This is a genomic window from Achromobacter sp. 01N37, from assembly GCF_056399725.1.
In genome coordinates, this window is record NZ_JBFTRX010000026.1 from 22118 (window position 1) to 38754 (window position 16637).

At 65.1% G+C, this 16637-nt stretch carries 13 protein-coding genes; 3 read left to right on the forward strand and 10 right to left on the reverse strand.

Features of this window, described 5'->3' with window-relative positions; translation table 11 throughout:
• Positions 1 to 22: 22 nt before the first annotated feature.
• From argA to AC1DSJ_RS29620, 10 genes are all read right to left on the reverse strand, one after another.
• Positions 23 to 1381, reverse strand: coding sequence for an amino-acid N-acetyltransferase (gene argA, locus AC1DSJ_RS29575; RefSeq protein WP_054428111.1), 1359 nt, complete (start codon positions 1379 to 1381; stop codon positions 23 to 25).
• 251 nt (positions 1382 to 1632) lie between these two features.
• The gene (locus AC1DSJ_RS29580; RefSeq protein ID WP_054428110.1) at positions 1633 to 2307 is read right to left on the reverse strand and encodes an amino acid ABC transporter permease; all 675 of its coding nucleotides are present in this window, start codon (positions 2305 to 2307) and stop codon (positions 1633 to 1635) included.
• A gap of 135 nt (positions 2308 to 2442) precedes the next feature.
• The gene (locus tag AC1DSJ_RS29585) at positions 2443 to 3120 is read right to left on the reverse strand and encodes an amino acid ABC transporter permease (RefSeq protein ID WP_233214170.1); all 678 of its coding nucleotides are present in this window, start codon (positions 3118 to 3120) and stop codon (positions 2443 to 2445) included.
• Between the two features lie 21 nt (positions 3121 to 3141).
• The gene (locus AC1DSJ_RS29590; RefSeq protein ID WP_054428109.1) at positions 3142 to 3888 is read right to left on the reverse strand and encodes an amino acid ABC transporter ATP-binding protein; all 747 of its coding nucleotides are present in this window, start codon (positions 3886 to 3888) and stop codon (positions 3142 to 3144) included.
• A 29-nt stretch (positions 3889 to 3917) separates the two neighbouring features.
• Positions 3918 to 4772 (reverse strand): transporter substrate-binding domain-containing protein, encoded by an 855-nt coding sequence (locus AC1DSJ_RS29595; protein WP_054428108.1) that lies wholly within the window; start codon positions 4770 to 4772, stop codon positions 3918 to 3920.
• A 10-nt stretch (positions 4773 to 4782) separates the two neighbouring features.
• On the reverse strand, positions 4783 to 5730 hold the full coding sequence (locus tag AC1DSJ_RS29600) for an N-carbamoyl-D-amino-acid hydrolase (RefSeq protein WP_054428107.1): 948 nt from the start codon (positions 5728 to 5730) through the stop codon (positions 4783 to 4785).
• A 35-nt stretch (positions 5731 to 5765) separates the two neighbouring features.
• Positions 5766 to 7262, reverse strand: a complete 1497-nt coding sequence (gene hydA, locus AC1DSJ_RS29605) for a dihydropyrimidinase (protein WP_054428106.1) — start codon at positions 7260 to 7262, stop codon at positions 5766 to 5768.
• Between the two features lie 25 nt (positions 7263 to 7287).
• A complete protein-coding gene (locus tag AC1DSJ_RS29610; RefSeq protein ID WP_054428105.1) occupies positions 7288 to 8067 on the reverse strand; it encodes an SDR family oxidoreductase in 780 nt (259 codons plus the stop codon).
• 11 nt (positions 8068 to 8078) lie between these two features.
• Entirely contained in the window at positions 8079 to 9005 is a 927-nt protein-coding gene (locus AC1DSJ_RS29615) for a dihydrodipicolinate synthase family protein (protein ID WP_441372714.1), read from the reverse strand.
• A gap of 121 nt (positions 9006 to 9126) precedes the next feature.
• Positions 9127 to 10068, reverse strand: a complete 942-nt coding sequence (locus tag AC1DSJ_RS29620) for a LysR family transcriptional regulator (protein ID WP_054428104.1) — start codon at positions 10066 to 10068, stop codon at positions 9127 to 9129.
• A gap of 175 nt (positions 10069 to 10243) precedes the next feature.
• Here AC1DSJ_RS29620 and AC1DSJ_RS29625 point away from each other — a divergent pair, with 175 nt between their 5' ends.
• The 3 genes from AC1DSJ_RS29625 to hrpA all read left to right on the forward strand — a co-directional run bounded on the left by AC1DSJ_RS29625 (position 10244) and on the right by hrpA (position 16374).
• Entirely contained in the window at positions 10244 to 10924 is a 681-nt protein-coding gene (locus AC1DSJ_RS29625) for an aspartate/glutamate racemase family protein (protein ID WP_441372715.1), read from the forward strand.
• A gap of 7 nt (positions 10925 to 10931) precedes the next feature.
• A complete protein-coding gene (locus AC1DSJ_RS29630) occupies positions 10932 to 12341 on the forward strand; it encodes an FAD-binding oxidoreductase (RefSeq protein ID WP_441372716.1) in 1410 nt (469 codons plus the stop codon).
• Positions 12342 to 12435: 94 nt separating this feature from the next.
• Entirely contained in the window at positions 12436 to 16374 is a 3939-nt protein-coding gene (gene hrpA, locus AC1DSJ_RS29635) for an ATP-dependent RNA helicase HrpA (protein WP_476760454.1), read from the forward strand.
• Positions 16375 to 16637: the final 263 nt, after the last annotated feature.

Genomic DNA, 16637 nt, shown 5'->3' on the forward strand with positions numbered 1-16637 from the left:
CGGGCAGGCCGTCGCCGGCCGGTTACAGCTTCTTGATGAAGACGAGGCTGTTGCGCGAACGGTTGTAGTTGTTCTGCTTTTCGCGGGGCAGGTCGGTAATGCCCCCCTGCACGAAACCGCGCTTCATGAACCAGTGCGACGTGCGCGTGGTCAGCACGAACAGGCGCTTGGCGCCGGTGGCGCGCGCGCGCGATTCCATGTGGCGCAAGAGGATTTCGCCTTCGCCGGAGCCTTGCCATTCGGGGTGCACGATCAGGCAGGCCATTTCGGCCATCTGTTCGTCGGCAAACGTATGCAGCGCGGCGCAGCCGTAAATCACGCCGTCGTGCTCCAGCACCGTGAAGTTTTCCACGTCGCGTTCGATCACGCTGCGCGGGCGCGGCACCAGGGTGCCGTCGGCTTCGAGCGGTTCGATCAGGCTCAGAATGGCGCCCACGTCGTCGATGGTGGCGGCGCGCAGATCGTCCAGCGTGTCTTCCACCACCATGGTGCCCACGCCATCGTGGGTGAAGATTTCAAGCAGCACGCTGCCATCCAGCGCAAACGGCAGCAGGTGGGCGCGCGCCACGCCGCGCTTGACCGCCAGCGATGCGTATTGCAGGAAGGCGTGCGTTTCTTCATCCAGCTCGCCGCCCGCCAAGAGCGCGTCGGCGTCCACGCGGGCAAGTTCCGTGTCCAGCGTGCCGTCGTCGTTCAGCACGCCGTGCGAACTGGACAGGAAAATCAGCTTTTCCGCGCGCAGCGCTACGGCGACGCTGGTGGCCAGGTCTTCCATGGCCAGGTTGAAGGCGTCGCCCGTCGGCGAGAAGCCCAGCGGCGACAGCAGCACTACCGACGAGCCTTTCTCGATGGCGAACTTCAGCGCGTCGACGTCAATCTTGCGCACCTGGCCGGTGTGCTTGTAGTCCACGCCTTCCAGCACGCCGGTCGGGCGCGCGGTGACGAAGTTGCCAGAAATGACGCGGATGTGCGCGTGCGACATCGGCGTGTTGGGCAGCCCCTGGCTGAACGCGGCTTCGATATCCAGGCGGATTTCGCCTGCCGCTTCCTTGGCGCATTCCAGCGCGGCGGCGTCGGTGGGCGCCAGGCCGCGGTCAAATTGCTGCGTATAACCCTTCAGGCGCAACTGCTCGTTGACCTGCGGACGCGAGCCGTGCACCAGCACCAGGCGGATGCCCAGCGACGACAGCAACGACAAATCCTGCACCAGCGTATTCAGCGCGCCGGCCTGCACCAGTTCACCGCCGAACGCCACCACGAAGGTCTTGCCTCGGAATGCATGCACATAGGGCGCCACGTCTCGAAACCATCGGACAAACTGGGCGGGTGCGAATTCTGGGGCTTCAAGGGCGGAGACGGTGTCGGGTTCCAGGTCGGGCATGATGTGCGTTGCAAGGTCCTATGAGATCGCGGGACGGCGTGGCCTTGGGCCTGGCCGCTCGCGCCGCCAGGGGGCGGCGCTACGCGGAATTATATGGCCGCAAGGCTCCCCCACCGTTGCAACGCGTGACAGGATTTGTTGCGCGCCGCCCACGGCCGTCTTGGTGACGGGTCTGAGTGACGAGTCTGAGTGGCGGGTCTTAGTGTCCCGCCTTAGTGCCCCGTCTTGGTGTCCAGTCTTACTGTCCCGTCTCAGTGCCCCGGCAAGTGCCGGTGCTCCAGCCGGCTCAACAGGCGCACCACCGGCCACAGCAGGATCAGGTAAAACAGCGCGGCCAGCACAATCGGCGACGGGTTGTAGACCAGCGACTGGGCGTCGCGCGCCACCCGCAGCAGCTCGGGCAGCGCCACGGCGCTGGCCAGCGTGGTCAGCTTGACCACTTCAAGCGTGTTGCTGATCAGATCGGGCATGACATTGCGCGTGGCTTGCGGAATCTGCACATGCCAAAGCGTTTGCCAGCTGGACAGCCCGGTGGATCGGGCCGCTTCAATCTGGCCGCGCGGCACGCTCTCCAGGCCGGCTCGGAACACCTCGCCATAATAAGAAGAATTATTCAGCATGAAGCCGATGGCCACCGCAAGCAGCTTGGGCAGGTCCAGGCCCAGGAACGGCGCGCCGAAGTAGATGAAGATCAGCAGCACCAGCGGTGGCAGCGCACGGAAAAAATCGATGTAAACCGCCAGCAGCACCCGCGCCCAGCGCCGCTTGAGCGTGATCGACAGCACGCCGATCAAAAGGCCGGAGGCCAGCCCCACCGGAATCACCATCGCCGACAGCAGCAGCGTGCGCCCCAAGCCTTGCAGCAGGTAGGGCGCGACATTCTTGTAGATATTCAGATTGAAAAAGTTCTGCAGGATTTCATCCATGCCATTCCCCTTGGCGCGCGTGGCCGGTTTGATGCTGGCCCGCGACCTTGTGTTGTCTAACGTGGCGTGTGCGTGTGCGTGTGCGTGTGATGGTGCTTATTGGTGCGAGCCTGGGCCTGCCGCTCAGCGCATCCCTTAGTGCTTCCACTTGAAGCGGGTTTCGGTCCATCGTCCCAGAATCACCACGGGCAGAAAGATCAGCAGGCAGGCGATGGCCGCCAGCGTCAGCGGCGTGGCGTTGCCCGCGTTGCTGCTGGCCGACTGCGCGTTGTTGAGCACTTCGCTCAAGCCCACCACCGACCCCAGCGCCGTGCTCTTGGTGATGGCGATGACCCGGTTGGTCAGCGGCGCCACCGTCAGCCGCATCGCTTGCGGCATCACCACATACACCATGCTTTGCAGCCAGTTCAGGCCGGTGGAGCGGGCGGCTTCGGCCTGGCCGCGCGGCACCGACAGAATGCCGGCCCAGAAGATCTCTTCGGCAAACGCCGCCAGCACCAGCGACAGCGACAGCCAGCAGGCCATGAAGGCCGACATCGACAGGTTGATGTACGGGAACGCAAAGAACAGCAGCATGATGACCACCAGCGGCGGCAAGGCGCGCAGGATGTCGGCAAAGCAGATGATCAGGAAGTTCAGCGGCCGGATGCGCAGCGCGCGCACCACGGCCAGCACCAGGCCCAGCGCGACACCGGTGGCGGCTACCGCCACCCCCAGTTGCAGCGTGATCCACATGCCGGAGAGGATGTCCGGCAAATACCGCCAGGCGACTTCCGCGTTGAAGAAAGAAAACAGCAGGGCTTTCAGATCCATGGAATACGTACCAGCTGCGCGCTAGGCGGCATGTTCCGCCATGCGGGCAAGGAATGCCTGCGTGCGGGGTTGACGGGGGGCGCCAAAGACGTCCTGCGGCGGGCCTTGCTCGACAATCACGCCGCCGTCCATGAACACGACGCGGTCGGCCGCCGCTTTGGCGAATCCCATTTCGTGGCTGACCACCATCATCGTCATGCCGTCTTTCTTCAATTCGCGCATGACGTTCAGCACGCTGCCCACCAGCTCGGGGTCCAGCGCGCTGGTGGGCTCGTCAAACAGCACCACCTTGGGCCGCAGCGCGAGCGACCGCGCAATGCCCACGCGCTGCTGCTGGCCGCCAGACAGCTGATCCGGAAACGACGACGCCTTGTCGGCCAGGCCGACGCGGTCCAGCGCTTCCATGCCGCGCCGGTCCGCCTCGGCCCGCGCCAGCTTCTGCACCTTGCGCAACGCCAGCGTGATGTTGCCCAGCACCGACATGTGGCGGTACAGGTTGAAGTGCTGAAACACCATGCCGATGTTCTGGCGGATGCGGTTCAACGGGGCGGCGGGCGCGGTGATTTCATCGCCATCGACATGGATGCTGCCGGCCGTGGGCTCTTCCAGCCGGTTGCAGCAGCGCAAGAGGCTGCTTTTCCCCGAGCCGGACGGGCCGATCATGAAGACCAGCTCGCCCCGTTTGACTTCCAGGTCGATACCCTTGAGCACCGCGTTGTCGCCGTAGGACTTGTGCAGCCCGGCGATTTTTAGGATAGGCGTGTCCATCGTGTGGCTCCTGGTTGGCGGGCGCGGGCTCAGCTGCAACGCAGTTCGACGGGCGTGGCGTCGTAGCCGGGCAGGTCCGGCACGCCCTGGCCCGGAGTGACCGTCACCGCGGCCGCGCCTGCCGGGGGCGTGAAGCCGAACCACTTCTGCGCAAGCTTGGACACCGTGCCGTCCTGCTTCAGGCACTTCAGCGCGGACGACACGCGGTTGCGGCCTTCCTTGTCGTCCAGCCGGAACGCCAGCGCCCAGACCAGCCCCGTCTTGATGGTGTAGCTGGTGCGCACGGCCGGGTTCTGCTTGGCGGCCCAGGCTGCAACCGTATTGCCGGCCAGGTTGGCGTCGGCGCGGCCGGACTGCACTGCCTGCACGGCGTCGGCGTTGGACGCATAGACGTCGTACTTGAAGCCGTATTTGGCGGCATTGTCGCGCGCCCAGTTCTCGTAGGCCGAACCCTTGTTGACCGCCAGCTTGCGGCCCTTCAGGTCGTCCAGCCCCGAGATGTCCTTGCCGGACTTGGCGATCACGAACGTGTAGTCCGTGTTCAGGTAGCCCTCGGAAAACAGCAGCGCGCGGGCGCGTTCCTCAGTGGCCGTGGTGGGCGCCAGCACGAAGTCATACTTCTTGGCGTTCAGCCCCGGAATCAGCGCGGCGTACTCGGTGCCTTCGATGGTGATGGTGGTGCCCAGCTGCTTGGCCAGCGCCTGCCCCAGTTCGATGTTGAAGCCGTCCAGGCCGCCGCCCAGCTTGGGCATGGCGTGCGGCGCAAAGGTGGCGTCCACGCCTGTCGTCAGCGGTTGGGCGGCGTGCGCCAGGCCAGCGCCGGCCAGCAGCAGGGTCAGGCCACAGCGGCTGGCGAACGAGAAAATGCGGGAGTTGCGGTTCATGGCGGGTCCTTTAGGGAAGAGGCGTCTTGCCCAGCGCCGGCCCGGCTCCCACGCGCTCAAGAATCAAGCCATAGTGTTCCGGGCGCCGATGGGCGGCGAAGTTGAAGATGTGCTGCTTGAAGGTGTCTCCCAATGCCAGGTCAGCCTGGCAAAAAATCACCTCATCCTCCTCCCCCTGTGCCTGCGCCACGATCTCGCCCGTGGGCGCGACGATGGCTGATCCGGCGATCAGGTGGCTGCCGTCTTCCACGCCGGCCTTGCCTGCCGCCGCCACCCACACCGCGTTTTGATACGCGGCGGCCTGCAAACTGAGCAGGTGGTGGAACATGCGCAAGTGGACCGGTTCATTCCAGTGGATATTCAATGACGGCGTGTTGTATCCCAGCGCCACGACCTCGGCGCCTTGCAGCGCCAGCACGCGCCAGGCTTCCGTCCAGCGGCGGTCGTTGCACAGACACATGCCGATGCGTGTGCCCAGGGTTTCCCAAACGTTGAAGCCTTCGTTGCCGACTTCAAAGAATTTCTTTTCCAGATGCTGGAACGGCGCCTGCGGCTTGTGGTCGCTGTGCCCCGGCAGATGAATCTTGCGATAGCGCCCGACGATGCGCGCGTTCGTATCAACCAGGATGCTGGTATTGAACCGGCGCCCGTCGGATGCAACTTCGGCATAGCCCAGATAAAAACCAATACCCAGCTCGCGCGCGGTGTCGAACAGGATGCGGGTATCGGGGCCCGGCATTTCCTTTTCGAAGTAGCGGGCCACGGCCTCTTCTTCGGTCATCCAATAGCGCGGAAAGAACGTCGTCAGCGCCAGCTCCGGAAACACCACCAGCTTCGCGCCGCGCGCATGGGCCTCGCGCATCATGGCCAGCAGCCGGGCCACGGCCTGGCGCCGGGTTTCGTCAGGCTGCACCGGGCCCATCTGCGCGACCGCCAGGCCAAAGGGACGTTTGCTCATCAGGGGTTCCTTATTCGTTGGAGTTGGCGGGCGCGTTACGTGTTGGAAGGGGCGGCGCTGGGGCTGGCACTGCTGAAGTACTTGCGCACCAGCGCGTCCGGGTTGCCGTTCAAACGCTGGCGCAGCACAGGTTCCGGCGTGCCGCGCTTGATGAACTGGCCGCTGCCGCGCGCCACTTGCAGTTCGCCGTTTTCAACGGCAATGCGCCCGCGGCTGATCACCACTTCCGGCCAGCCGCGCACCGTCTTGCCTTCGTAGGGCGTGTAGCCCACGTTGTCGTGCAGCATGGCGGTGCCGATGGTGACCTCGCGTTCCGGGTTCCAGATTGCGATGTCGGCGTCGGCGCCCACCGCGATCGTGCCTTTCTTCGGGTACAGGCCGTAAGTGCGGGCGTGGTTGGTAGCGGTCAGCGCGACGAAGCGTTCGATGCTCAGGCGGCCGCCCAGCACGCCTTCGGAGAACAGCAGCGGCATGCGCACTTCCAGGCCGGGCACGCCATTGGCCACATCCTTGAACGTGGTGTCTTCCCCCTTGGGCAACTTGCCGCTGGCGTCGAACCGGTAGGGGGCGTGGTCCGACGAATACAATTGCAGCGTGCCGTTGATCAGCCCTTGCCAAACGGCTTCTTGCGATGCCGGATCGCGCGGCGGCGGGCTGCAGCAGAACTTGGCGCCTTCCAGCCCGGGCTGGTCGATGTCTTGCGCCGTCAGGAAAAGATATTGCGGGCAGCTTTCAGCATGGATGGGCAGCCCCAGCGCCTGCGACGAATGCACCACGCGCACCGCTTCCTGGCCCGCCACGTGCACGATCAGGATCGGCACGTCCATCATGCGCGCCAAGGTCACGGCGCGGTTGGTCGCTTCGCTTTCGGCCAGCGGCGTGTGGGCCACGGCATGGTATTTGGGCGCGGTCATGCCGCGTTCGGCCAGGCGGCGCGCCACCCAGCGGATCATGTCGTTGTTCTCGGCATGCACCATCACCAGCGCGCCTTCGCGGTCGGCCACTTCCAGCACGTCCAGCAGCTGGTAGTCGTCGAGCTTCAAGCGGTCATAGGTCATGAAGACCTTGAACGAGGTGATGCCGTTGCGGATCAGTTCGGGCAGGTCGTGTTGCAGCGCCTGTTCGGTCGGGTCCGACAGAATCAGGTGAAAGCCGTAGTCGATGACGGCCTTCTCGGCGGCGCGGCGGGCGTAGTCGGAAACGACGTCGGGCAAGAGGTTGCCGCGATGCTGGGCCGCGAACGGAATGATGGTGGTGGTGCCGCCGAACGCGGCCGACACGGTGGCGCTGTAGAAGTCGTCGGCGCACATGATGCCCATGCCGGACAGCTGTTCGACGTGGCAATGGCTGTCGATGCCACCGGGCAGCACCCAGCGGCCGGCCGCGTCGATGTCCCGCTTGCCGGGCGCCAGGCCCTGGCCCAGCGCCGCGATCACGCCATCGCGCACGCCGATGTCGGCGGTGAAGGTGTCGGTGGCCGTGCTGATGCGGCCGTTGCGGATGGTCAGGTCAAAGGGGGCGGTGTCGGTCATGGGGGGCTGCAAGGGTAAGAAGGAGTCAGAGCGTGCCGGGGTAGATGCCGCCATCCAGCACCAGGTTCTGCCCGGTCATGAAACCGGCGCGGGCGCCGCACAGGAATGCGCAGGCGTCGCCGAATTCGGCCGGGTCGCCGTAGCGGCCGGCAGGCACCGTGGCCAGTCTTGCCGCCAGCACGTCATCCACGGTTTTGCCGCCGTCGCGCGCGGCGCGCTCGGCGGTTTGGCGAAGACGGTCAGTCAGGAACGGGCCGGGCAGCAGGTTGTTGATGGTGACGTTGTGGCGCACCGTCTGGCGCGCCAGGCCCGCCACAAAACCCGTCAAGCCGGCGCGGGCGCCGTTGGACAGGCCAAGAATGTCGATGGGCATCTTCACGGCGGCCGACGTGATGTTGACGATGCGGCCGAACCGGCGCGCGATCATGCCGTCTACCGTGGCGCGGATCAGCGCAATCGGCGTCAGCATGTTGGCGTCCAGCGCCGCGATCCAGTCCTCGCGTGACCATTCGCGAAAATCTCCCGGCTTGGGGCCGCCGGCATTGGTGACAAGAATGTCGGGCTCGGGGCAGGCCGCCAGCAGCGCTTGCCTTCCTGCTTCGGTGGTGACGTCGGCAGCCACGGTGACGATGGTCGCGCCCGTATCCTTGCGTATGGCGTCGGCCGCCGCATCCAGCGTGGCCGCGGTGCGCGCGGCCATCACCACGTCGGCGCCTTCGCGCGCCAGCGACCACGCGCAGGCCAGGCCCAACCCTTTACTGGACGCGCACACCAGCGCACGCTTGCCCTTGATTCCCAAATCCATGTCGAACCCCTTTAGTCTTGAACGGCTTGGCGGCCGGTGGCGGCCAGCGACAGGCCCACACGCGCAACGGTGGCTTCAAGTTCAGCGGCGGTAACCGGGTCGATGCGCATGCCGGGCGCGCGCAAGGCGTAGCTTTTGATGGCGCCGCGGCGCTGGTACACATACTTGCGCAGCGCCAGGCCGATCTTGGGCTGGAATTCGTAGCGGATCAGCGGGCAATAGCGGTCGAAGATGGCGGCAGCGCCGGCCTTGTCACCGCGTGCGTAGCGCTCGTAGATGGCCACCAGGATTTCGGGAAACGCAAACCCCGTCATCGTGCCCACGGCGCCCCGTTGCAGCTCTTCCAGGAAGTACACGCCGCCCAGGCCGCCGAAGATTTTCATGGCTTCGTCAGGCACCAGTTCGCGGATGCGGCTGATCTTTTGCGCGACGGGTGGCTCTTCCATCTTGATCATGTGCACGCCGCCTTCGCGGCCCAGCCGCGCCACGACTTCGGGGCGGATCTCGGTGCCGAAGGAGTCCGGAAAGTCATGGATCACGACCGGAATCTTCACGGCGTCGGCAACCGCCTTGTAGTAGTCGAACAGCAGCGCGTCGTTGGCGTTGTCCAGCGGTGCGGCGAAGACGGCGGCGGCGCCCATGTCCTGGGCTTCCCGCGCCTGCTCGATGGCGCCTGCGATGCCGTGGGCGCGCACGCCTACCCACACCGGCACGCGGCCGTTGGTATGGTTGACGAAGGTCTCCAGCACCTGCCGGCGCTCTGCGTTGGACAGCTTGTGCAGCTCGCCCAGGAATCCCAGGATGGCCAGGCCAGTCACGCCCGTTTCCAACAGGAAATCGACCAGCGTGCGGATGCTGTCGGCATCCACCTTCAGGGCGTCGTCAAAGGGCGTGGGGCAAATGGTGAAGACGCCTTTGGCGTCGATGGAGTCAGCCATCATCTCTCCGTCAGGATGCGTGAAAACCGAAAGCGAAAACAGCGTTTCGGATGTCATCCTAATGCGGATGTTTTAGAACTCCACTTGCTTTTTTATTGCCTGGGTATAACACCCAGTTAAGTCAAGGTTTACCCTGGGCAGGGTTTGCCTGGACGGGATTCGAGAGCTCAAAACCCTGTTCTTGCAGCGTGTGCCGCAAGACATCCACGAAGGCTTGCGCCAGCTGAGACAAGGGTTCGAATCGCGATTGCACCAGGTTCGCCGTCAGGATCTTTGCCTGGTTGATCGGACGCACGACGAAGTCTCCCTGCGTGCGGCTCTTGACCGAAAATTCGTCCACGATGGCGATGCCGGCGCCGGCTTGCACGAGCGAACACGCGTTCTGCGGCGAGCTGACTTCCACCGCCAGCCGGCGGGTGTGTCCGGCCTCTTGGTACATCTGTTCAACCAGCATGCCAAAGGGCGTGTCGCCGCCGTACGAAATCAGCGGATACGGCAGCAGATCGGCGATGGACAAGAGCGAGCGGTGCGCCAGCGGATGGTTGTACGGGCAGATGCAGACCAGGCGCGCCTGGCCAATGGCTTGCGTGAGCAGGTTGGGGTGCTGGACAGGCAAAATCACTACGCCCAGCTCTGCGCGGTTATCCAGCAGCATCTGCGTCAGGGGCTGCTGGGTCAGCGGCTGGAACGTGATCTTCACATCGGGATGYGTTTCGCGAAAACGCGTGATGGACATCGGAATCAGCATGTGGCCGATGCTGGGGCTGGACACCAGATGCAAAATGCCGCTGCGGCGTTCAGCCAGTTCGGAGGCCAGCTCGCCCACGCGCCGCACGCCGGCATACACCGCTTCAACCTCACGGAACAACTGGCGCGATTCGGGCGTGGGGTAGAGCCTGCCCTTGATGCGCTCGAACAGGGCAAACCCCAATCGCTGTTCGGTGTGCGACAAGAGGCGGCTGACGGCGGGCTGCGAAACGAACAAGAGTTTGGCTGCTCCGCTGATTGTGCCGGTCGTCATGACCGCGCGGAATACCTCGATTTGTCGCAAGTTCAGTTGCATGGCGCACACGCTGGGGTGGGGTCGCAAAAGCATAACAAAGGGTTAAGGGCAGCGCACAAATTGACATTGGATGCTTATGCGGCGGCGCAGCTAGACTGACGCCGTATTTTGACCAATCCCTTGCCCAGTCGCTCGCCCAGGACGGATGGCACAGACCCTGATGGAAAAGCCCCTGATGGAACAGACCCTTTTTGTCATCAACCCGAATTCCACCCAGGCCGTCACGGACGCCTTCGATGCGGCGCTTGAACCCTTGCGGATGGAGGGCGGCCCCCGCATTCAATGCCTGACGCTGGCCGAAGGCCCGGCCGGCGTGCAGACGCAGATGGATGTGGAAAGCGTGACCTTGCCGCTGGCCCGGCGCGTGCGCGAACTGGACGCCGAGTATGGCGCGGCTGCGGCGGGCTACGTCATCGCCTGCTTCAGCGACCCGGGCCTGCACGCCGTGCGCGAAGTCACGGCCAAACCCGTGCTGGGCATCAGCGAATGCGGCATGCTGACCGCGCTGACGCTGGGCCAGCGCGTGGGCGTGATCGCCATCCTGCGCCAGTCGCTGCCGCGCCACGGCCGGCTGTTTGGCGCAGCCGGGCTGTCGGGGCGCGTGGCCGCCGAGTTGCCGTTGGACCTGGCCGTGGTGGAATTGTCGGACGTGGCCCGCACCCGCGAACGGCTGCTGCAAGTGGGCCGCCGCCTGCGCGACGAGCACCTGGCCGACGTGCTGGTGCTGGGCTGCGCCGGCATGGCCGACTACCGCGGCTGGCTGCAAGCCGAACTGGGGGTGCCCGTGGTCGAGCCGACGCAGGCGGCCGCCGCCATGGCCATCGGCCGCATCCGGCTCAATTGGCACGGCGCCTGAGGCCCCCATGCGCAACCCGGAATTGATCGAACGCTTATCGCATCTGGTGGGCGATAGCGGGCTGGTGCTGGATGCGGAAGGGCAGGCGCCTTACGTGCGGGATTGGCTGGGCAAATGGCAAGGCGGCACGCCCGTAGTGGTGCGCCCGCGCAACGCCACCGAGGTCTCGGCGGTGATGCGGTTGTGCCACCAGAGCCGTACGCCGGTGGTGCCGCAGGGCGGCAACACTGGCATGAGCGGCGGCGCAACGCCAGACGCCAGCGGCGCGCAGGTGATCCTGAGCCTGAATCGCATGAAGCGCATCCGCGAGGTGGACCCGGTCAACAACACGCTTTGCGCCGATGCCGGCGTGCTGCTGGCCGACATGCAGCAGGCCGCGCGCGGGGTGGGGCGGCTATTTCCGCTGAGCCTGGGTTCCGAAGGCAGCTGCACCATCGGCGGCAACCTGGCCACGAATGCCGGCGGCACGGCGGTGCTGCGTTACGGCAATACGCGCGATCTGACGCTGGGCCTGGAAGTGGTGTTGCCGGATGGCCGGGTCTGGAACGGTCTGCGCGGGCTGCGCAAGGACAACACCGGCTACGACCTGAAAAGCCTGTTCATCGGCTCGGAAGGCACGCTGGGCATCATCACGGGCGCCATGCTGAAGCTGTTTCCCGCGCCGGCCGGGCGCGCCACCGCGTGGGTCGGGGCGGACTCGCCCGAGCAGGTGGTCAGCCTGCTGACGCGTTTGCAGACGGCCTGTGGAGACCGGCTGACCGCGTTCGAAATGATGTCGGCGCGTTGCCTGGACTTGGTCGTGGCCCATGTCAGCGGCGCGGTCAATCCGCTGAGCGAGCGTCATCCGTACTATGCGTTGCTGGAACTGTCCGACACCGAGCCGTCCGGTCTGCCGGCCATGCTGGAATCCGCGCTGGGCGCGGCGCTTGAAGCCGGCGTGATTCAGGGTTGCGTGATTGCCACGAACGACACGCAGGCGCAATCGATGTGGCGATTGCGCGAAGGCACTTCGCAGGCGCAGGTTCGGGCGGGCAAGGCCGTCAAGCACGACATCGCCGTGCCCATTTCGCGGTTGGCGGCTTTTGTGGAAGAGGCCGACCTGGCGCTGATGTCTGAGTTTCCCCATCTGCCCATCGTGAATTTTGGCCATATCGGCGACGGCAATCTGCATTACAACGTGCTGTTGCCGCTGGACACCGCGCCCGCGGAACACGCCCGATTGACGGCCGCGCTGAACCGCCGCGTTCACGATCTGGTGGCGCAGCGCGGAGGCAGCATCAGCGCGGAACACGGGGTGGGGCAGTTGCGCCGCGACGAGCTGCGGCGCTACAAGTCGCCCGTAGAGATGGATCTGATGCTGATGATCAAACGGGCGCTGGACCCCAACCAGTTGATGAACCCGGGCAAGCTGCTGTAGCGGCGGCATTTGGGCACGGGCTGCGAGTGGCCGGATGGCCCAGGCGCGAAATCGCCAGAAATTTATAATGTCGGGCTAATTGGATAAATCCTACATGCCTGAATCCTCCAGCCCGCGGGCGCCCAGAACGCCGGCGCCGCAATCCGGGGGCCAGAAAGCGCCCCGGAACGAGTCCCGTGGCACGCCCCGGCCCGAGCGCCCCATCCCCGTGGTGACCTACCCCGAAGACCTGCCCGTCAGCGCACGGCGGCAGGAGATCGCGCGCGCCATCGCCGGCCACCAGGTCGTGATCGTCAGCGGGGAAACCGGCTCGGGCAAGACCACGCAGCTGCCCAAGATCTGCCTGGAGCTGGGCCGTGGCCGCCAGAAGATGATCGGCCATACCCAGCCGCGCCGCCTGGCGGCGACGTCGGTGGCCAAGCGTATCGCCGAAGAACTGAACTCGCCGATGGGCGAAGTGGTGGGCTATCAGGTGCGGTTCAACGACCGCACCGGTCCGAACGCGTCGATCAAGCTGATGACGGACGGCATTCTGCTGGCCGAGTCGCAGCGCGATCCGCTCTTGCGCCGCTACGACACCATCATCATCGACGAGGCGCACGAACGCAGCCTGAACATCGATTTCCTGCTGGGCTACCTGAAGCAGTTGCTGCCGCGCCGCCCGGACCTGAAGCTGATCATCACGTCGGCCACCATCGACGCCGAGCGCTTCGCCAAACACTTTGCGGCGTCCGAAGACAAGCCCGCGCCGGTGATCGAAGTGTCGGGCCGGCTGTACCCGGTCGAGGTCCGCTACCGCCCCGTGCGCGAGGAAATGGCCGAGGACGACACCGCGCCCGCCGCCAAGCCGGGCCGCGACCGTGACCGCGAGCGCATGTCGGGCGACGAGGAACGCGACCTGATCGACGCCATCGTCGACGCGGTGGACGAGTGCGCGCGCCATGGCCCGGGCGACGTGCTGGTGTTCCTGCCCGGCGAACGCGAAATCCGCGAATCCGCCGAAGCCTTGCGCAAGCGCCACCCCGCCGGCACCGAGGTGCTGCCGCTGTATGCGCGCTTGTCGCAGGCCGAGCAAGAGCAGATTTTTCACCCGCGTACCAACGCGCGGCGCATCGTGCTGGCCACCAACGTGGCGGAAACGTCGCTGACGGTGCCGGGCATCCGCTTCGTGGTCGATAGCGGCCTGGCGCGCATCAAGCGTTATTCCTGGCGCAACAAGGTCGAACAGCTGCGGATCGAACCGATCAGCCGCGCGTCGGCCAATCAGCGCGCCGGCCGTTGCGGCCGGGTGGGGCCAGGTCTGTGCATCCGGCTCTATGACGAGCTGGACTTCAATAACCGCGCCGCCTTCACCGACCCCGAAGTGCTGCGTTCGTCGCTGGCGTCCGTCATCCTGCGGATGAAGGCGCTGAAGCTGGACGACATCGAGCAGTTCCCGTTTGTGGAAGCGCCGCCTGGGCGCGCCGTGGCCGACGGCTACCACTTGCTGCAAGAGCTGGGCGCGATTGAGCTGGCGTCGGCGGCGGACGACGACGCGGATACCACGCGCACTGGCGCGTCTTTCGTGCTGACCGAAACCGGCCACGAATTGGCCAAGCTGCCGGTGGACCCGCGCATCGGCCGCATGATTCTGGCCGCGCRCGAACACCAGTGCCTGTCGGAAATGCTGATCATTGCGTCGGCGCTGTCGGTGCAGGACGCGCGCGACCGCCCCATGCAGGAGCGCGAAGCGGCCGAGGCCGCACACGCCAAGTTCGCCGATGACAAGTCGGAGTTCATTTCCTTCCTGAAACTGTGGCGCTGGTACGGCGAGCAGGTGCAGCACAAGGCGTCGCAGCGCAAACTCGTGAATCTGTTGCGCCAGAATTTCCTGTCGCCGATCCGTTTGCGTGAATGGCACGACGTGCACACGCAGCTGTCTGCCTTGGTGGGCGAGCAGGGCTGGCGCGTCAATCAGGCGGAAGCGACGTACGAACAATTGCATCTGGCGCTGTTGTCCGGCTTGCTGGGCAATATCGGTTTCAAGAGCGACGAGGGCGGCCACTACCAAGGCGCCCGCGAGATCCGCTTTCATATTCACCCCGGCTCGCGCCTGGTGAAGAAGGCCGGGCGCTGGATCATGGCGGCTGAACTCGTCGAAACGACGCGCCTGTATGCGCGCTGCGTGGCGCGGATCGACCCGGTGTGGCTGGAAAAGGTGGGCGCCCATCTGATCCGCAAAAACTGGTCAGACCCGCGTTGGGAAAAGAAGGCCGGGCAGGTGGTGGCCAATGAGCGCGCCACGCTGTATGGGCTGACGATCTACACGGGCCGTCGCATCCATTACGGCCGGGTCAACCCGACGCAGGCGCGTGAGCTCTTTATTCGTCAGGCGCTGGTGCCGGGCGAGATCGACACGCGGCTGCCGTTTGTGGCGCACAACCGCAAGCTGATTGCCGGCATCGAAAAGCTCGAGCATCAGACGCGCCGCCCCGACATTCTGGTGGACGACGAACTGATCTTCGCCTTCTACGACCGCCAACTGCCCGCCGATATCTCGCAGACGACGTCGCTGGAAAAGTGGGTGTCCAGCCTGGACAAGGCGGCGGCAGCGAAGCTGATGCTGACCCGCGACGAGCTGATGCGCCACGAAGCCGCCGGCGTCACGACCGATGTGTTCCCCAAGAAGGTGGAATGGCAGGGCGTGTCGATGGCGCTGGACTACCACTTCGAACCGGGCTCGCCGCGTGACGGCGTGACCTTGTCGGTGCCGCTGTTCGCGTTGAACCAGATTGACCCGGCCCGCTGCGAGTGGCTGGTGCCGGGCATGCTGAAGGAAAAGGTTCATCTGCTGCTGAAGTCGCTGCCGCAAAAGCTGCGCCGCCATTGCGTGCCGCTGCCCGATTACGCCGCCGGTTTCTATGACCGCTGGTTTGAGCGGCAGGCGGACCCGCAGCAAGGTCTGGTCGACGCGATCATTGCGGATATGTGGGACCAGGTGCAGGTGCGCCCGGCCGTGGGCGACTTCAAGCTAGAGACGTTGCCGGCTCACTTGTTCATGAACTTCCGCGTGGTCGACGAGCACGGCCGCATGCTGGCGGCAGGCCGAAATCTGGCGCAGCTGCGCGCGGAATTCGGCAAGCAGGCGCAGGCGACGTTCCAGCAACTGGCGGCCAGCGATACGCAAGTCGCCCAGGCGCTGGCGCATGAAAACCTGACGACGTGGTCGTTCGGGCCGTTGCCCGAGATCATGGAGATCAAGCGGCGCGGCCAGTCCGTCATCGGTTATCCGGCGCTGGTGGACCGTGGCGCGCATTGCGATCTGGATGTGTTCGACGACCCGGACGAGGCGCGCAAGCACCATCGCGCCGGTTTGTTGAAGCTGTTCCGGCTGGGCTTGCGCGAGCAGGTGAAATTCCTGGAAAAGAACCTGGCGGACCTTACCAAGATCAGCATGCTGTACATGACGCTGGGCACGCAGGAAGAACTGCGCGACCAGATCATCGATTGCGCGCTGGGGCAGGCCTGCCTGGCGGAACCGTGGCCGGTGAACGAGCAGCAGTTCGAGGCCCGCCGCACGGAAGGCAAGGGCCGTCTGGGGTTGTTGGCGCAAGAGGTGGCCAGGCTGGCTGGGGCGGTGCTGACTGAATACGCAGCGCTGCAACGCAAGCTGCCACAAGCCAAGCCGCACGCTTCGGCATACGCGGATCTGCAGCAGCAGATTGGCGCGTTGATGCCAAAGATGTTCATCCGCGATACGCCGTATGCGCAGCTGTCGCACTATCCGCGCTATCTGAAGGCAGCGGTGGCGCGCATCGACAAGCTGCGCGCAGACCCGGGTCGCGACGCGAAGCTGGTTGCCGAAATGGCGCCGCTGGTGACGCAGTATCAACGGGCTCGGTCGGCACTGAAGGGGGCGCCTGATCCTCGATTGGATGAGTTTCGGTGGCTGCTGGAGGAACTGAGAGTGGCGTTGTTTGCGCAGGAGCTGCGGACGCCGATGCCGGTGTCGGTGAAGCGGTTGATGAAAAGTTGGGAGTCGTTGAAGCGGTGAGATTTTTGGGGCGGCTGTGGGTGTTCTTATGTCTTCGTGCGGGTTCGTAGATTTTGTAGCGCTTCATAGGTCTTCCTGCGGCTTCGTGGATTTTTGTGAAGCTTGATAGATCTTCGTAGGTCGCCCGTCGTCGCAGTGGCCCTGACGGCGCGCGCCCACGATTGCGGTCCGGAGCCTTCGCTCCGGACTGCCCCGTCCTCATCCTCGTCCGCCTTCGGCTCCCTTGTATCTTGAGCCCTGGAATGGTTAGCTACCATTCCACG

Excerpts from the sequence above, each read along its gene's own strand:
- argA (WP_054428111.1), bottom strand. The coding sequence starts at position 1,381 with ATGCCCGACCTGGAACCCGACACCGTCTCCGCCCTTGAAGCCCCAGAA.
- AC1DSJ_RS29580 (WP_054428110.1), bottom strand. The coding sequence starts at position 2,307 with ATGGATGAAATCCTGCAGAACTTTTTCAATCTGAATATCTACAAGAAT.
- AC1DSJ_RS29585 (WP_233214170.1), bottom strand. The coding sequence starts at position 3,120 with ATGGATCTGAAAGCCCTGCTGTTTTCTTTCTTCAACGCGGAAGTCGCC.
- AC1DSJ_RS29590 (WP_054428109.1), bottom strand. The coding sequence starts at position 3,888 with ATGGACACGCCTATCCTAAAAATCGCCGGGCTGCACAAGTCCTACGGC.
- AC1DSJ_RS29595 (WP_054428108.1), bottom strand. The coding sequence starts at position 4,772 with ATGAACCGCAACTCCCGCATTTTCTCGTTCGCCAGCCGCTGTGGCCTG.
- AC1DSJ_RS29600 (WP_054428107.1), bottom strand. The coding sequence starts at position 5,730 with ATGAGCAAACGTCCCTTTGGCCTGGCGGTCGCGCAGATGGGCCCGGTG.
- hydA (WP_054428106.1), bottom strand. The coding sequence starts at position 7,262 with ATGACCGACACCGCCCCCTTTGACCTGACCATCCGCAACGGCCGCATC.
- AC1DSJ_RS29610 (WP_054428105.1), bottom strand. The coding sequence starts at position 8,067 with ATGGATTTGGGAATCAAGGGCAAGCGTGCGCTGGTGTGCGCGTCCAGT.
- AC1DSJ_RS29615 (WP_441372714.1), bottom strand. The coding sequence starts at position 9,005 with ATGGCTGACTCCATCGACGCCAAAGGCGTCTTCACCATTTGCCCCACG.
- AC1DSJ_RS29625 (WP_441372715.1), top strand. The coding sequence starts at position 10,244 with ATGGAACAGACCCTTTTTGTCATCAACCCGAATTCCACCCAGGCCGTC.
- AC1DSJ_RS29630 (WP_441372716.1), top strand. The coding sequence starts at position 10,932 with ATGCGCAACCCGGAATTGATCGAACGCTTATCGCATCTGGTGGGCGAT.